At 39.1% G+C, this 15,511-nt stretch carries 12 protein-coding genes; 5 read left to right on the forward strand and 7 right to left on the reverse strand.

Annotated elements, in window-relative coordinates; translation table 11 throughout:
* Positions 1-68: 68 nt before the first annotated feature.
* On the reverse strand, positions 69-893 hold the full coding sequence (locus V514_RS0101650) for an SH3 domain-containing protein (protein ID WP_029497938.1): 825 nt from the start codon (positions 891-893) through the stop codon (positions 69-71).
* A gap of 145 nt (positions 894-1,038) precedes the next feature.
* On the opposite strand from V514_RS0101650, the gene V514_RS0101655 reads away from it, so the two are divergent.
* A complete protein-coding gene (locus V514_RS0101655; RefSeq protein ID WP_029497939.1) occupies positions 1,039-2,403 on the forward strand; it encodes a S41 family peptidase in 1,365 nt (454 codons plus the stop codon).
* Positions 2,404-2,547: 144 nt separating this feature from the next.
* On the opposite strand, the gene V514_RS20305 is transcribed toward V514_RS0101655, so the two are convergent.
* Together V514_RS20305 and V514_RS0101665 are read right to left on the reverse strand one after the other, a co-directional pair.
* The gene (locus V514_RS20305) at positions 2,548-2,688 is read right to left on the reverse strand and encodes a hypothetical protein (RefSeq protein WP_161630160.1); all 141 of its coding nucleotides are present in this window, start codon (positions 2,686-2,688) and stop codon (positions 2,548-2,550) included.
* A 176-nt stretch (positions 2,689-2,864) separates the two neighbouring features.
* Positions 2,865-4,571, reverse strand: coding sequence for a methyl-accepting chemotaxis protein (locus tag V514_RS0101665; protein WP_029497940.1), 1,707 nt, complete (start codon positions 4,569-4,571; stop codon positions 2,865-2,867).
* A gap of 345 nt (positions 4,572-4,916) precedes the next feature.
* Between V514_RS0101665 and V514_RS0101675 the strand changes: the two genes are divergently transcribed.
* From V514_RS0101675 to V514_RS0101685, 3 genes are all read left to right on the forward strand, one after another.
* A complete protein-coding gene (locus V514_RS0101675) occupies positions 4,917-5,378 on the forward strand; it encodes a hypothetical protein (protein ID WP_029497942.1) in 462 nt (153 codons plus the stop codon).
* Positions 5,366-5,671 (forward strand): DUF2653 family protein, encoded by a 306-nt coding sequence (locus tag V514_RS0101680; RefSeq protein ID WP_029497943.1) that lies wholly within the window; start codon positions 5,366-5,368, stop codon positions 5,669-5,671. The genes V514_RS0101675 and V514_RS0101680 overlap by 13 nt, the downstream gene beginning before the upstream one ends.
* A 618-nt stretch (positions 5,672-6,289) precedes the next feature.
* Positions 6,290-9,322 (forward strand): hypothetical protein, encoded by a 3,033-nt coding sequence (locus V514_RS0101685; protein ID WP_029497944.1) that lies wholly within the window; start codon positions 6,290-6,292, stop codon positions 9,320-9,322.
* A gap of 96 nt (positions 9,323-9,418) precedes the next feature.
* Here V514_RS0101685 and V514_RS0101690 read toward each other — a convergent pair whose 3' ends face one another.
* Positions 9,419-10,150, reverse strand: a complete 732-nt coding sequence (locus tag V514_RS0101690) for a WecB/TagA/CpsF family glycosyltransferase (RefSeq protein WP_029497945.1) — start codon at positions 10,148-10,150, stop codon at positions 9,419-9,421.
* 54 nt (positions 10,151-10,204) lie between these two features.
* Positions 10,205-11,293, reverse strand: a complete 1,089-nt coding sequence (locus tag V514_RS0101695) for a CapA family protein (RefSeq protein WP_235073018.1) — start codon at positions 11,291-11,293, stop codon at positions 10,205-10,207.
* A 223-nt stretch (positions 11,294-11,516) separates the two neighbouring features.
* On the opposite strand from V514_RS0101695, the gene V514_RS0101700 reads away from it, so the two are divergent.
* A complete protein-coding gene (locus tag V514_RS0101700; protein WP_029497947.1) occupies positions 11,517-13,163 on the forward strand; it encodes a S1C family serine protease in 1,647 nt (548 codons plus the stop codon).
* Positions 13,164-13,301: 138 nt separating this feature from the next.
* On the opposite strand, the gene V514_RS20825 is transcribed toward V514_RS0101700, so the two are convergent.
* Together V514_RS20825 and V514_RS0101710 are read right to left on the reverse strand one after the other, a co-directional pair.
* Complete coding sequence (locus V514_RS20825) at positions 13,302-14,009, reverse strand: C40 family peptidase (RefSeq protein WP_029497948.1); 708 nt, start codon at positions 14,007-14,009, stop codon at positions 13,302-13,304.
* Positions 14,010-14,310: 301 nt separating this feature from the next.
* A complete protein-coding gene (locus V514_RS0101710; RefSeq protein ID WP_029497949.1) occupies positions 14,311-15,378 on the reverse strand; it encodes a C40 family peptidase in 1,068 nt (355 codons plus the stop codon).
* Positions 15,379-15,511: the final 133 nt, after the last annotated feature.

The following is a 15,511-nucleotide window of genomic DNA, read 5'->3' on the forward strand; positions in this document are numbered from 1 at the left end:
CGGTTCCGGTTTTTTGTGGCGAACGCTAAAAAAGGCAAATGAACTATTTTGTCCTAGCCTCTACTTTTTTAATGTAACTGCGTATTGTTTGTGACAGACATTAATTCACGTACTTTAATTTTGTCGCGATATTCTTGGATGACACCTACGCCGGGTGCCACATAAATAATATTACGGTTTGAATAGGTTACTTTCATGACGTTTTTAAATGTGCCCGCTTGTACTTTTTTCTTTGAGAGCAATTGCATTTTTGCGGTAATCGCGCGATGCTCTGAGTTTGATTTTGGAATATCCCAAAAGCGCACATTTGGGACTGCCGCGAATGCTAGTAATTGATAGCTACGCAAGAAGCGGCCATTGAACTCCGGATATAAAAGTAGCTCATATTTATTTTGCACAAGCTTGTATTGATTTACTGGCTGTTCATGATATTTAATGGGATCGAGTTGCCATGCATTTTGACCTTCCTCATACCAAGAGTAGCTTGTATACGGATAGCGCGTGCCACCTGTTGGACGTGAATTTGTCGGAATGCGTATGCGTTCAAACATCGAGTGCCCCATCACTTTGTATTTATACAGTTTCGTCTTATCGACATCATATAATTTTGCAGAAGCACCATTATCGTCGATTTCTAAATAAGCTGTCAGCACATAGCCTTTTTTGCCATTGTACGTCACGCGTCCCCAACTATCGCTCGCTGTATAGTGGAATGTCATCGAAGCACCTTTTGGAATCGATGTAATCCGGCCGGAACCCGGATGTTTTTTATAGAGCGTGGTATTCACTTTCGCTGTTGCAGAATAATTTAAATCTTCGGCAGCAGTTGATTTGTTGGTAGCTGTAAAAAATAATGCGAGTGCAACAAGGCCCGCTAAAAGTAATTTATACATAAAAAAATCCCCCTCTCCTTTGTCATATCGTAAAAAAATGAGTTTTTTGTAGCGGAATAATAAAATTTCATTGAACGTCACATAGCAGGCTTTGTAAATTAAAGGTATAATAATTAAAAAATACAAGGCAGAATCGAGGGTGACAATGAAACGACAATCAATTGCGGCAACACTACTAGCAGGAATGATGTTTGTGACAGGGACAGTGCAAGCGTCAGCTGCTGAGCCACTGGCGGATGTAAAACAATATGTTAATGACTATTACTATCCAGGTATTTCGAAAACGGAAGTGAACAAAAGTACATCGATTAAGCAATTGATGGGCAAGCTAGACGAATATTCTGCGTATATGACGCCGGCGCAGTTTAATGAATTTTACAATGCGGTGGAAAATCAACTTGTCGGCATCGGTGTGGGCATTGCCGAGCATAAAAAGGGCATTAAAATTTTACAAGTGTTTGATGGCACACCCGCAAAAAAAGCAGGGCTCAAAACAAATGATGTCATTACAGCAATCAATGGTAAATCAATCGCCGGTTTAAGTATCGAAGAGAGCAGCAAGCGTTTAAAAGGGGAAGAGGGTACAGCGGTTACCGTGAAATTTTATCGTAGTTCAACAGGAAAATCGTATACGAAAAAAATGACGCGTGTGCTTGTCAGCTTACCGAATGTCGAAACGGCGGTACTGTCGGGGCGCATTGGTTATATTCGCTTAAATTCGTTTTCAGAACATAGCGGTGCTGAAGTAGCAAAAGCGATTCGCCATATGCCAGGTGACACGCAAGGTTACATTTTTGACTTGCGTGATAATGGCGGTGGTGATGTGGCAGCGGCTGAAGAGATTATAGGTTTATCAACAAAAAATAAGACCGCCTATTTATTAAAAATGCGCGCTGGAAATTATAAAATCACCCCACCTAAAATGACGACGCATTGGGATAAACCGGTGTCGATTTTAGTGAATGGTAACTCGGCGAGCGCCTCGGAAATGACTGCCGCAGCGTACAAAGATCAACAAGCGGCTACGTTATATGGGCAAAAAACGTATGGCAAAGGCGTTATGCAACAAATTTTACAAGTGAAAAATCAAGGTTATTTGAAGCTGACCATTGCCGAGTTTAGAGGACCAAAAAATGCGGTGATTCAGAAAAAAGGCGTGACACCCAATGTCGTAACTGCGAAAAATAAAGAGTTGTATACGAGCCACGAAGCTTTGTTGAAGAAGCAATTGAAAAAATTTGATAAAACAGCAACGATTAAACGGACAACGACCAATCAAAAAATAACGTTAAAGCCATCGAAAGATATGGACTGGAATACGTTAAAAACAGCGAAAGTCGCGCTGATGCAAATTGGTGGGAAAACGAAAGCTGTTACTGTAAAACAAAGTGGGAAATCGCTTGTGGTGACATCAAAGACGAAGCTAAAAGCAGGTACGAATTATTATTTACGTGTAAAAAATGCGAAAAATGCCACAGATGGTACGTATCGTTATGTGACGGTGAAATAGGAAATGAGACCGGGACAAAACAGTTCATTTTCTTTTTTAGCGTTCGCCACAAAAAACCGGAACCGCGCCACAGCGCAATTCCGGTTTTTCTTATGCTCATCTGAGATGGTATTTTTACACGTATGTCCCAGTCTCTTTTTAATTTTACAACCTTGTGTACGTGACAGAGCTATGTTGTTCAATTTCATCACCATCGACTAATTCGAGCGTATACGTTGGTTCAGCAAATCCAGAGTCGGTGCCTAAAATAATATTCACTTCACCATCGTTGACAAAGTAGTTCATCGAGTTGGTAGTTGTCGAAATTTTATCATTTTTTCGCAGAAGAACCCGCAGAGAGCTTGCGAGCGAGGAGGCTTCAGCCATGCCCCAGGAAAGCGTCCGTCAAATTCAGCTAAAAAGAAGTGTCTTTTTCACTGTCCCATTTTTGTGGGTCAGTTCCTGTTCCATGCGCTCTTTTTTTAAAGTTTAAAATTTTGAATACTTTGCTGTAAATATTCTGCTTGCCCTGTCAGTGAGCGCGCAACTTCATTCACAGTCGCAAATGTCGCGACTTGCTCTTGTACGGCGTCATTGACTTCTTCCATTTTTGTAACGGTCAAATCAGTGGCCTCGGCTGCCTGTGCTGCGAGTGAGGCGACTTCCTCTGATGATGCAGAAATGCCTTCGGTGACAGACGAAATATTGCCGACCTTTTCAGAAATGAACGTCACAGCTTGCTGAATTTTTTCGAATGCTACTCCAGCTTGTTCGATTGTATTGACGCCGTCAACGACATTTGTTAAACCATGTTGTACGGCTAATTTCATCGCGGCTGTATCCGTTTCAATTTCACGCGTTAATTTGGCGATTTGTTCGGCCGAACCTTTTGATTCCTCGGATAATTTGCGTACTTCATCGGCAACGACAGCGAAGCCTTTACCATGTTCACCAGCACGCGCAGCTTCAATGGAAGCATTGAGTGCCAATAAATTTGTTTGCTCTGTAATTGCTGTAATCGTCGCGCTAAATTGACTAATTGTTTGCGAATTGGCCGCTAATTTTTGCATTAAGTCATTCACTTCTGTTGTCGATGTATGAATGATTTTCATTTGGGCAGTGGCTTCTTGAATCGTTTCATTCCCGTTATTCGCCAATGATTGGGTGCCATGTGCTTGCTGTGCAAGTTCATGCGTCTCGCTCGCCATTTCATTAATGTTTGAAGCTGTCACATTTGTTGCAGTGGCGATTTCTGTAGCGGATGCTTTTTGTTGTTGCATCGTAGCTGTTGCATGGCCTAGATTATCGGCGATGTCCACTGAATAATGCGATACTTCTTCGGTGCTACTTAGCAGCTCTTCAGAAGAAGCTGATAGTGTTGACGCATTGTCTTGCGAATTTGTAATCAAGCTGCGGAGCGATGTACGCATCGTATTAAATGCAGTTGACATGAGTGCTATTTCATCGCGAGATTTCACTTGAAGCGGTTCGCCTGATAAATCGCCGTCTGCTACGCGCTGCATTTCTTTTGAAATCGCGCGCATTGGGTAGGCGATGGTTTTGGCTAAAAAGCGACTTAATATGATCGTTGCGATTGTAGACAATACAATTAATGCAATGACGATCCACGTTGCAATTGTCGCGCGCTTATCGGCATTCGCCTCGATCGTATCAATATGTGTTTGCATATTTGTACGCAGTTGATCCATCGTGTCGAGTAGCGAATAGCTTAGCTCATCGACATCTTTCTTCGTTTTTGCATAAGCTGCATCACTTTTTCCGTCATTACTTAACGTAAGAACGTCTGTTAAAGCTTCGGTAACTTGTGATTGTTGCTCAGATGCTCGTTGCGCTTCAGCAACAAGCTTATGCTCAGCATTAGATGTTGCCGACTTGTCCATCATCGATGTTAATTCTTCTAAATTTTGCGTTAAATAACGCCCTTGTGCTTCAAGCTGTTGTTGATTAGACGTTGAGCTTTCTAAAATATAATCGCGAATATATGTATTTTGAATGGCAATACCTCGTCTGATATCACCAATTTTAACAATTTGTGCTACATTATTGTTCACTAATAATTTGTAATGTTGATTGATTGTATGGAGTTGAAATAAGCTAGTAACGCCAATTAAAATTGCCACTAAATCCATTACGACGATGACGGCTAGCAACTTCATACGAATTTTCATAGGTTAAACCTCCTGCATAACGATGTTTTTTGGACCTTTAAACATAGTTATAATTGTATATGTTATAAAACTAAAATACTACTCATAATGTAGAAAAAGAATTGCAAACTGTAATTTTACTTTAAATGGAAGCTTGTATTTCGAACATGTAACAAAAAATGCACAAATCACGCTAATTGCTGTCAATAAAAATACACATATATAATGGAAGAAACTCATGTTTTGTTGCAACAATTTTGCAACATTTAACGTAATCAGTAATTTTTCCACATGTATATTATTTTCCTCAAACATTTAGAGGTGTTAGAATAAATATAAGCACATATTTTTAGGAGGATTTTTTAATTGAAAAAATTAGTAGCTGCAGCATTTGCTGCAACATTATCGTTTGCGGCGGTTAGTCCAGCAATCATCGATAATCCAACGACAGCATCGGCAAAGTCGTACAAATCAGGTAAGAGTGGCTATAGCAACTCTCAATCGAACAATAGCAATCAAAACAAAACAACAAACAACAACACACAAAATCAAAACCAAACAAACAACTCAAAAGCAACGAATTCATCAGCTGCGCAAAAATCAAATAAAGGCGGCTTAATGAAAGGCTTAATGCTTGGTGGTTTAGCTGGTTTACTACTTGGTGGTATGCTAGGAAACATGGGCATGATGGGACAAGTACTTGGCCTATTGATTAACGTCATCGGTATTTTAGTCGTTATTATGTTAGTTGTGAGCCTATTCAAAATGATCCGCAACAAAAAACGTGATAAACATGACCACAAGGATGATAAACAATGGAACAACTAATGTTAGATGAACAAGAAGTGATCAATGCGCTTTGTACGTATCATGCGCGCCAAAAAAACTTAATTCCAGAAGACGTGACAATCGAGCTGATGTATGACGATCACGACGGGAATGAACCAGAGGAATTTGGTGCTGAGGCAGAAGCGGATAATCAAGTTGTCACGTATCAAAAAGGCGATATGATTCAAGCAATCCGTAATTGGGTAAACTTTGAATACAATATCGATCCATATGCAGCAATCGTAAAACTTCAGTTCAATGAGGAACAAGGAATTTACGCAACAGTAGAATAGCTATAATAACGAGGACCGCATGTACATATGTGGTCCTTTTTTGTTCGGAAATACGAATAAAATTTCCAATTATATTACAACTTAATTACGATTTTTTTGCAAAATTTTATAGAAATAATGATATTTTTATGATTTATTATCTGTTTAACATCAAAAAACCATTTATTTTAACGTTTGAAACACAAAAAAAGTCCTTTTTCAAAGTGGTTCTACAATAATCGATAATTGGTATTATTATACTTATTAAGTTTATATATGGTATATTATTTGGGGTGTGAGTCGGGGATAGAAAGACTTAAATAACTCTCGTAAAATAAAAAAATATCAGAAAATCCTTGATTATTGGAAATAAAAAGTTTTTTTTAATACAATATGACTATCAGGTATCCAACATTTATTCCAAATAATAGAAAAATGTTAGGTTCAATATATTATTGTCATACGTTTTGTTAAAAAAATCTTACTTTTATTAAAAAAACGATTCATTTTGTGTTAATATAGTCGATAAGGATTACAGAGAGGGTAACAAGGCGAGATATTGTTTAGTATGATGATATTTCCGTTCCTCGGTGATTCATTAAAAATATAATTTGTAACTAAAAGGAGATTGAATTTCACATGGCAAACGCAAAATTCGTTAAAACAGCAGCAGCTGTAGCACTAGGTGCATCAGTTGTAACAACAGCAGTAGCTCCAGGCGCAGCTTCAGCAGCATCAAAATACAAAGTTAACTCAAAAGGCCACTTAGTATTAAAATCAACTGGTTCATTAGTAAAAGGTTGGGTAGAATTTGGCGGCAAACTTTACAAAAACGGTAAATTAGCTCCAGCTAAAAAATACAAAATCATGGGTACTGGTTCTTCAATGAAACTTTACTATGGTTCAAATCTTAAAAAAGGTTACAAAACTGCTAACAGCAAAACTTTACTATTCAAAGATGGTAAATTAGTTAAAGGTACAAAATTAACTGGCGACCGCACTCGTTACTACGAAGACGGTAAATTAGCAACTGGTTGGGATGTAGTAGCAGCAGACGAAACTAAATACATCTTCAAATCAGGTAAATTATACAAAGACCCAAAAACAGCTCTTCGTGAAGGTGTTTTAAACTACTTCGAAAACGGTAAATTAGCTGAAGGTACTAAAGCATTCAGCGATACTTTATTCACTGACGGTACTGTTGATGAAAAAGATCAAGTATTTGAAGACGTATTATACGTTGGCGGTAAAAAAGCTGAAGGTACTAAATTATTTGAAGATACTTTATACGTAGACGGTAAAGTACCAACTGCAGAATTAACTAAATTTGAAGAAAAATACTACGATAACAAAGGTAAATTAGCTAACGGTGAATTCGAACTTGACGGTAACAAAGTAACAATCAAAGACGGTGTTGTTCAAACTGGCGAAATCGAATCAGCTAAAGCTGTTAACACTAAAACAATCGAAGTAAAATATACTAGCCCTGTAGAAGCTGCAGCAGCAGATTATACTGTAACAAAAGATGGTGTTAAATTAAACATCGCTAAAGTTACAATCGCTACTGATAAAAAATCAGCACAAATCGAATTAACTTCTAAATTAGCTAAAGGTGACTACGAAGTATCAGTTAAACCTGCAGATGCAGAAAAAGCTCTTACTGCTAAAGTTGCAGTAGCTGACGAAGCTGTAGAAGCTTTATCTATCTTAACTGACAAAGTTGCAGTAGATGATAAAGATGCTAAAAAAGCAAACGTTGCTTACCAAGTAACAAACCAATACGGCGAAGATATTACTGCTTCTACTTTAGCTAAAGACGTTAAAGCTACAGCAACAGTAAAAACTTCTAAAGAAGCTGGTTTAGCTATTGATTCAGCAACAGTAGCTGATGGCAAAGTAAACTTAGCTTTCAATAAAGCTCCTCAAGAAGGCGACACAGTTCAAATTACATTAGTTGATCCAACAACAGCTAAAACTGTAACAAAAACTGTAACAATTTCTTCAGAAGCAATCGCTTCAACAGTTGAAATTGGTGCTCTTACTAACAAAGACGGCAAAACATTAACTGAAGATGTAAATGTAACAAAAGACGAGTTCTACTTACCGTTAACTGTTAAAGATCAATACGGTAATGCTGTAACAGACGCAGAAGAAGCAGCAAAAGAATTAACAGTAACAAACACTAATCCTAGTGTAGTAACTTTCGGTAAGCCAAAAACAATCAAAACTGCTGATGGTAAAGACCAATTAGTATTACCTGTAACGGATGTTCATTCTGCAGGTTCAGCAGTAGCATTAGTAATCGCTAACGTAAACGGTGCTAACGCAACAGCTACAGTAACAGTTAAAGAAGGATTAAAACTAGGTTCTGCAACATTATCTGATCCAGCAGGTATCGTAACTGCAAATTCTACAGTATTATTCCCATTAGCTGTAACAAACACAAATGGCGAAGCTGTTAAAACAGTTAAAGAATTCGAGGCTTTAAAAGCTAAAACTGCAGCAGTAGTAATGACTGAAGGCACAAAAGTTATCGAAAAAGATGGCGCTCTTTACTTAGAAGCTAAAGTTGGCGCTGAAGGCGTTCCGTTCACAACTTACATTATCGTTAACGGTAAAAACTCAACTAAAGTAGTAACTCCACAAAAAGCTTCAGAAGCTAAAGTAATTACTGGTGTGTCTGCTGACGTAGCGAAAGCTATCCGTGCAGGTAATGCTAAAGGTGTTACTGTGAAAAACACTGACTTAATTGTATTAGACCAATACAACCAACAATTAACAAAAGAACAACTTGCTGATGTAAAATTCACAGCTGTAGTAGCAGAAGCAGATAAAGATACATTAACTGCAACTACTGGTGAGGTTACTGATGGTGAGGTTACTGAAGCTACAATTATTGCTTCTAATACTGATAAAACAGCTAAAACTGGTAAAGTAACATTCACTTTAACTGGCAAAGCAGATAGCGCATTCGCTCAAACTTTCTCAGTAGTAAAAGATGCTGACTTCACTGGTTACACAGTATCAGACCTTGCAACTGTACAAGTTACAGGTGCTGAAGGTACCTACAAAGTAGTGCGTGATAAAGATGCACAATTCACTGTAACTGCTAAAGATGCTTCAAACAATGAAGTAGTTCTTACAGAAAGTGAAGACTATAACGTTTCAGGTATTTCAGCAGCCGATATCGAAGCTCTTAAATTTGCTGAAGGTGCTGACACAGCAAAATTAACTGCTACAATCACAATCAATGCTACTGGTGAGCAATTCAAAAAAGAAGTAACATTCTCTAAAGAAGCTCCTAAAGTACAATCAGTAAAATTCGTTAAAAATGCAACTGCAGCAAAAGATAATTCTGAAGCCATTTCTGAAGTAACTGTTCCAGCAACTGCAGCAAATGAAGCAACTGTAGTAAATAAAGACGCTTTATTAAACGTAGCAGATATTGAATCTGTTGACCAATTCAGTCAAAAAGCAGATGTTACAATTTATGCAATCACTAACGTAACATTCACTAAAGTATCTGGTGATGTTACATTCGCTAGCAATGGTTTAGCAACTGCAACTGCAACTGTTCCAGCTGGTAAAACAGCTGTAGTAAACGTTACAGTAACTGTTGGTGGTAAAACAACTACAACTACAGTAAACGTTACAGCTCCAGCAGCAAAATAATCATCCCACGATGATTTCAAAAAGAAACCCCTAACCGGGTTTCTTTTTTTATGCCACAAAAAAAGAGAGACCGCATTTGCAGTCTCTCTTTTGTCGTTATCTATGCTTTTTCACTTTCTTCACCGCCAGTAAAAACTGCGGGATTTTCAGCATACGCTTTGCTCGTGTAGGCTGTGTAATCAAGCGGTGGAACCATTCTAAGTTGAACTTAATAAAGATGTCTGGGGCGCGGTCAACATTGCCTGATAGCACGTCAAAGCTGCCGCCTACGCCCATCATGATTGTATGCGGAAATTTCTTTTTGTGAAGCGCAATCCATTCCTCTTGTTTTGGGGCGCCGGTTGCGACAAAAACAAAGTCGGGCTCCAGGACAGCTGCTTTTGCTGCCACCTCATCGCCGTCTCCATCATTGCCGTAGCCATCGCACACGCCAACAACGTCAATTTGTGGATAGAGCGCTTTCGCTTTTTTTGCGGCTTCCTCGGCGACGCCTGGTTTCGCACCATAAAAGAAGAAGCGATTATGGCCAGGTGCAGCCGTTTTCATAAACTCATGCACAAGCTCGTAACCAGGGATGCGCTCCGCAATCGGTGTGCCGAGCATTTTGGCGCCAATCACAACGCCAATACCATCTGCGACGACGTAGCTTGACGCACAAAGGAGGCGCTCGTAGTTATGATTTTCTTTTGCTAGCATTATAATTTCTGGATTAGCGGTTACAATTGTAAGCGCGTGTTCCGTATGGAGAAGCTCGTTCAACACATGTGGCACAAAATCTTCTTTCGTCGTTTGTGCGACAGGGATGCCGAGAATGGGTACTGTATTCATTGTAAAACCTCACTTATCTCATGTTTCTTCTATTATACATGAGAAATGTGTCAGTTATTTTACGATTACTTTATCGCCCATAATGTCTTGTACCCACTGAAGATTTGTATACGGTGCAGGTGTTTTGCCTTCGACTTTTGCGAGTGGGAACACTTTATACATGCCGTTGTCTTGTAGGACTGCAGAAGCTTTGAATACAGGCTTGTCGACTGTTACATCGTCGCCTTGCTTTGTAATACGGAAGCTCGCCGCACCGCCGACCATTGTTTCTACGCCGCTAGTGATCGTGGCGTAGAAGTTACCGATTGAATAAAAGACGCCCGTTTTATGCCCGTCTTTGCTAACGATTTCTTCATAAGGTTGGATGACATGTGGGTGTCCACCGAAAATAATGTCTGCGCCAGCTTTATTAATCATCTTCGCAAGACGGCGCTGTTCAGGGTTTTCCTGTGTCACATATTCAGTACCCCAGTGCATATTGACAACGACAACATCTGATAATTTTTTGATATTGCGAATATCGCGTTTTATTTTTTGTTCATCGATATAATTGACTAAGTATTGTTTGTCAGAGGGCACATTATAGCCCGGATTTGTCGCATATGTGTAGCCGACAACGCCGACTTTGATACCGTCAATATCAACGACGCGTGGCTCATTGGCATCTTTTTTTGATTGATATGCACCGACATATGGTAGGTCGTATTTTTCGATGTTGTCAAATTGCGTGCGCATCCCAGGCTCGCCGTAATCCATGACATGATTGTTCGCGAGATTGACCATATCGGTACCGGCTTCTTTAATATCGCGTAAAATAAATTCTGGGCTAGAGAACTTTGGATAGCCTGAGAGCGCGAATTTGTCGCCGATTGCGAGCGATTCTTGGTTTGCAATTAAATAGTCATAGTTTTGTAATGTTTTTTCCATAGGTTGTAGTGCAGGGCTGTAATCTTTGTAGTATAAAATTTGAGTGTGGAGTAAAACATCGCCAATCATTGCGAGGCGAATCGTTGTTTTTGGTTGTTCTTCTGGTTTTGTTTCTTTCTCTACAGGAGTTGCAGTCGTCGTTGTTTCTTCGGTAGTCGGTTTTTGTGGCGTTTCTTCTGCGCTGTTTGAACAGGCTGCAAGAAGGGAACTAGCCAATAGAATCGATAAAAACTTTTTCAAAAAAATCTCAACCTTTCATCAAATATTGTTAACAAAATATGCTATGATAGTACTTGTAAATTTCCATTAAAATAAAAATGTTTTCCGCATACATTAGGAACATTTACTCAAAAACTATTATTCATGAAACTTAGAGATTAATCAATACGTCAATAGAACTTAGTATCAATTTTAGCAGTAAATAGGGAGTGTGGGTGTCGTGGCCAATAATCGACGGTATAAACCGAAAAAAGCATCCATTAAGCGAATTGTCATCTCTCTTATTTTGATTTTCGCCGTATTCGCTGGTATTTACGCTTTAGTGACAAATGATAAAGCCGCCAACGAAGACAATCAAAGTATTCATGATGTACAAAAAGCGGATAAGGATAACGCAGCAGAACAAGAAAAAGAGACGGACAGTGAGGGTGACAAACCGTCCGCGGGCACCGTATCGGCTGAAGATATTACCGATAAAGGGAATCGTGAGGACGGGGCGAGTAGTACGGTGACGACAGATAGTGATGAAGTAGGACCGACGACAACCGAAACGTCACCTGACACAACGAATGAACATGAAACAAACGTTGTCATGCCAAAAGAAGACACAGACACAATCGTTGCAAATGCGTTGACAAAAACGTATACGATTTATGCGACAGGTGAGCAAGGTTCGGGCTTCTTAATTAATACAAAGGGTGACATTGTGACAAATGCGCACGTTGTAGAGGCGACAGGCACGGGCAATACGGCAGATGTCGTTGTTGTAAACTCACAGGAACAAGAATTTAATGGACGCGTCATCGGCATTGATGATACGACCGATGTTGCGTTAATTCGCGTACCAGAGTTAGCTGGGAAAAACCCAATGGTCATCGATACAGCGCAGGCTGTCGTAGGTACAGAAGTCGTGGCCATTGGTAGTCCTGAAATGCATAGCAATACGATTACAGAAGGTAAAATTACGAGTGTGGGTGCTAACTTTACAGACGGCTACTCATACCGCAACTTATATGAAATTACAGCACGACTTGATCACGGTTCAAGTGGTGGTCCATTAATTAATAAGGCGACCGGGAATGTTATCGGAATCAACTCGATCATCTTAACTGACCACCCGGAGATTGGGTTTTCGATTCCGATGGCCAATGTCATGGATTTAGTAAACAAATGGGCTGAATATAGCGATGACATTGTCTTTGGACAACATGATCCAGATGATGAAATTTCACCGGAAGGTTCGATTGCAGAAGACGAAGCGAATGGTTTCTCTGTACTCGAAAGCTATTTAGACGCACTTTACTTATATGTACGACAAGAATTTGACTATCCAGATCAACGCACGTATTTAACGGCGCTACAGCTTGATAGTGCTGCTGATAAAAAAGCGATTGATATTTTTGGTGAATATACAACCGATGATAAATCAAAACAAACATTAGATTATGAAATGGTTGATAAGCCAACAGTAAAAGGCGACAAAGTTTATGTGACTGTCAATTCTATTTTACGTTATACAAAAGATGGCAAGGAACAACAATTAGTACAAAACATCACGTATGAATGGGTATTTGAATATGACCAATACTATGTATCGGACATTATTATCAATCGCTCAGAAGATACAGCAGATGAGCCAATTACGCCAAGTGGCGAGGAGCCAACAACGCCTGAAGATTCAACGGGCGAGGAGCCGTCAACGGATGAAGAAGAACCGATTACACCAAGTGAAGTGGAGGACGAAGATTCTTCAGATAACATAGAAGAAGATCCTGCAGCAACAGAGCAACAAAAGGATACAACAGGTGAGCAACCTGCAGGAGACGACGCAGAAACAGAGTCTCAAACGTCTGACATAACCGAATAATAAACAATAAGCCGGGATTGTATGATTCCGGCTTTTGTTATGCGACACAACAAAGAAAAGCGCTTGTCCTTCAATACGTTGAGGGATAAGCGCTTTTCTATACATTGTTAAGTATTGTTAAGAAATTTTACAGATGGATTAGCGGAAAGTACCGAAGCCTACGATACGTTTGTTCCAGTAACCATCATATAGGTTAGAGTATTTTACTTGTTTGCCAGCTGCGTGTAATAGGCGGTTGTTACCAGCGTAGATTGCTACGTGTGTAATTGAACGGCCATTGCCTGAGAAGAATACTAAATCGCCAACTTCAGCCGCGTCTTTAGAAATCTTTTTAGAAGCTGCGTATTGAGCACCAGAAGTACGAGGGAGTGATTTGCCTAATACGTTTTTGTAAACGTAGCTTGTATAACCTGAGCAGTCAAATCCTGATGGTGTTGTGCCGCCCCAAACGTATGGAGTGCCTAAGAATTTTTCGCCGTAGCTGATTACTTCAGAAAGGTCTGCAGATACTTTTTTCGTTGTTGTTAAGTAAGAAGCATTCACCCAACCGCTTTTACCGTTTGCAGTACCGTATACCCAAGTTGTTTTACCGACTACTTTTTTCGCTGTAAGATTTACTTTTTTACCGTTCTTTAATGTTTGAACTTTTGCAGATTTCACGTTCGCAGATTTACGCATGTTTAGTGAACCATCATAAGAATAAACGTATTTTGTCGCTGAGTAGTCTTCTTGTTGTTCAGAAGCTTGTGCTTGAATTGGTTCATTTACTGGGTTTACTGATGTGAATGCTAGTGATAAAGCAAGTGCGCTCGCTGTCACTGCTGTCGTTAGTCCTTTAAAATTCATGTGATAATTCCTCCAAATAGTTAACAATGTTTTTTTTGTATGTATATGTTTCGTTTAAATTCTGTAATTAAATTTCCTGACACTAACTTTATAGATTTTGACAATGGCGTGCAACCGCATTTCAGTTACAGTTATATTACAATTATGTAACAAAGGTTTGTTTACTAATAAAATAACATTAAAATAGTATTTATTTTTCATTACAAACAATTATTATCAAAAAAATGACATTTAATTTTCTGTAAAAAGAAAAGGATAACTGATGAAAATTATCAGTTATCCCCGTTATATGACATTTTTTTTAAAAACGACCGTAGCGAACGAATGAATCTTGCCAATATTTCAAGTCGGAAATGCCGATTCCTTTACTTAAAGCAGAAATAAATTTGTTATTTCCTAAGTAAATACCAACGTGACTAATGCGTCCTTCCATTCCTGCATAGGTTCCTTCAAAGAATACGAGATCGCCGATTTTTGGCGATGATACAGAGCGTGCCATGCTCGCATAACCAGCCGCTGTTTTACGGCCACCTAAATCAAGACCAGCTTCTTTATAAACATAATATATGTAACCAGAGCAATCGAAACCGTTTGGTGTAGAGCCACCAAAGACGTACGGAACGCCGGTATATTTTTCGGCGATTTTTAAAATGCGTTGTGTTGAGTAAGACACTTTTTCTGTTGATGAATTGTCTTTATCGCCTTTAGAAGCCGGGATAGTCGTTGTTGAGCCTTTTACTTTTAGTTTTTGACCAACAAAAATCATATCGGATTTTAAATTATTTAATGACTTTAATGAAGCAACAGTCATATTATATTTTGCTGCGATCAAGCCAAGTGAATCACCGCTTGCAACGCTATATGTTTTCGTAGACGTAGATGAAGCTGGTTTTTTAGGTGGTGCTGGTGTAGGTGCAGGCTTCTTCGATGGTGCCGGATTTTTAGATGTCACATCTTTGCCAGTTACTTTTAATTTTTGGCTTACATAAATAAAATCAGAGGACAGATTGTTAAGTTTTTTCAACTTTGCAATGCTCATATTGTACTTTACAGCAATTAAGCCAAGTGAGTCACCACTTTTTACAGTATAGGTAGACGTAGATGAAGCTGTTTTTTTCGCTGAAGCTGGTTTTTTTGATGAAGTATTGGATGTTGGTACTTTTAATTTTTGACTCACGTAAATGCGATCGCTCGTTAAGTGGTTCAGCTTTTGTAATTTTTTCGCCGATGTGTCGTATTTTTGGGCAATTAGTCCAAGTGAATCACCGTTCTTTACTGTATAAGTAGTTGTATTTGTCGCTTCAGCAACTTGGCCGAACATCATCGTTGCGGCACCAATTGCGAAAGCGGAATATAAGCCTCGTTTCATAGGGACTGTCCTCCTTGATAGTTGGTAATAAGTGGATTTTAGTGTAACTGTTTTCTTAGTTAAATCTATTCTATTGAAAAAAACCTTCAGCGACAAGGGGTTAGCTGTAAAAGAGGAATTTTGTACGTGATAG

The organism is Kurthia huakuii LAM0618 (assembly GCF_000505545.1).
Lineage (GTDB): Bacteria > Bacillota > Bacilli > Bacillales_A > Planococcaceae > Kurthia > Kurthia huakuii.

What these genes read in the sequence shown, in the direction of transcription:
- V514_RS20305 (WP_161630160.1), bottom strand. Translation starts at nt 2,688, where the DNA reads ATGAACTACTTTGTCAACGATGGTGAAGTGAATATTATTTTAGGCACC.
- V514_RS0101680 (WP_029497943.1), top strand. Translation starts at nt 5,366, where the DNA reads ATGGAACAACTAATGTTAGATGAACAAGAAGTGATCAATGCGCTTTGT.
- V514_RS0101685 (WP_029497944.1), top strand. Translation starts at nt 6,290, where the DNA reads ATGGCAAACGCAAAATTCGTTAAAACAGCAGCAGCTGTAGCACTAGGT.
- V514_RS0101665 (WP_029497940.1), bottom strand. Translation starts at nt 4,571, where the DNA reads ATGAAAATTCGTATGAAGTTGCTAGCCGTCATCGTCGTAATGGATTTA.
- V514_RS20825 (WP_029497948.1), bottom strand. Translation starts at nt 14,009, where the DNA reads ATGAATTTTAAAGGACTAACGACAGCAGTGACAGCGAGCGCACTTGCT.
- V514_RS0101710 (WP_029497949.1), bottom strand. Translation starts at nt 15,378, where the DNA reads ATGAAACGAGGCTTATATTCCGCTTTCGCAATTGGTGCCGCAACGATG.
- V514_RS0101655 (WP_029497939.1), top strand. Translation starts at nt 1,039, where the DNA reads ATGAAACGACAATCAATTGCGGCAACACTACTAGCAGGAATGATGTTT.
- V514_RS0101650 (WP_029497938.1), bottom strand. Translation starts at nt 893, where the DNA reads ATGTATAAATTACTTTTAGCGGGCCTTGTTGCACTCGCATTATTTTTT.
- V514_RS0101690 (WP_029497945.1), bottom strand. Translation starts at nt 10,150, where the DNA reads ATGAATACAGTACCCATTCTCGGCATCCCTGTCGCACAAACGACGAAA.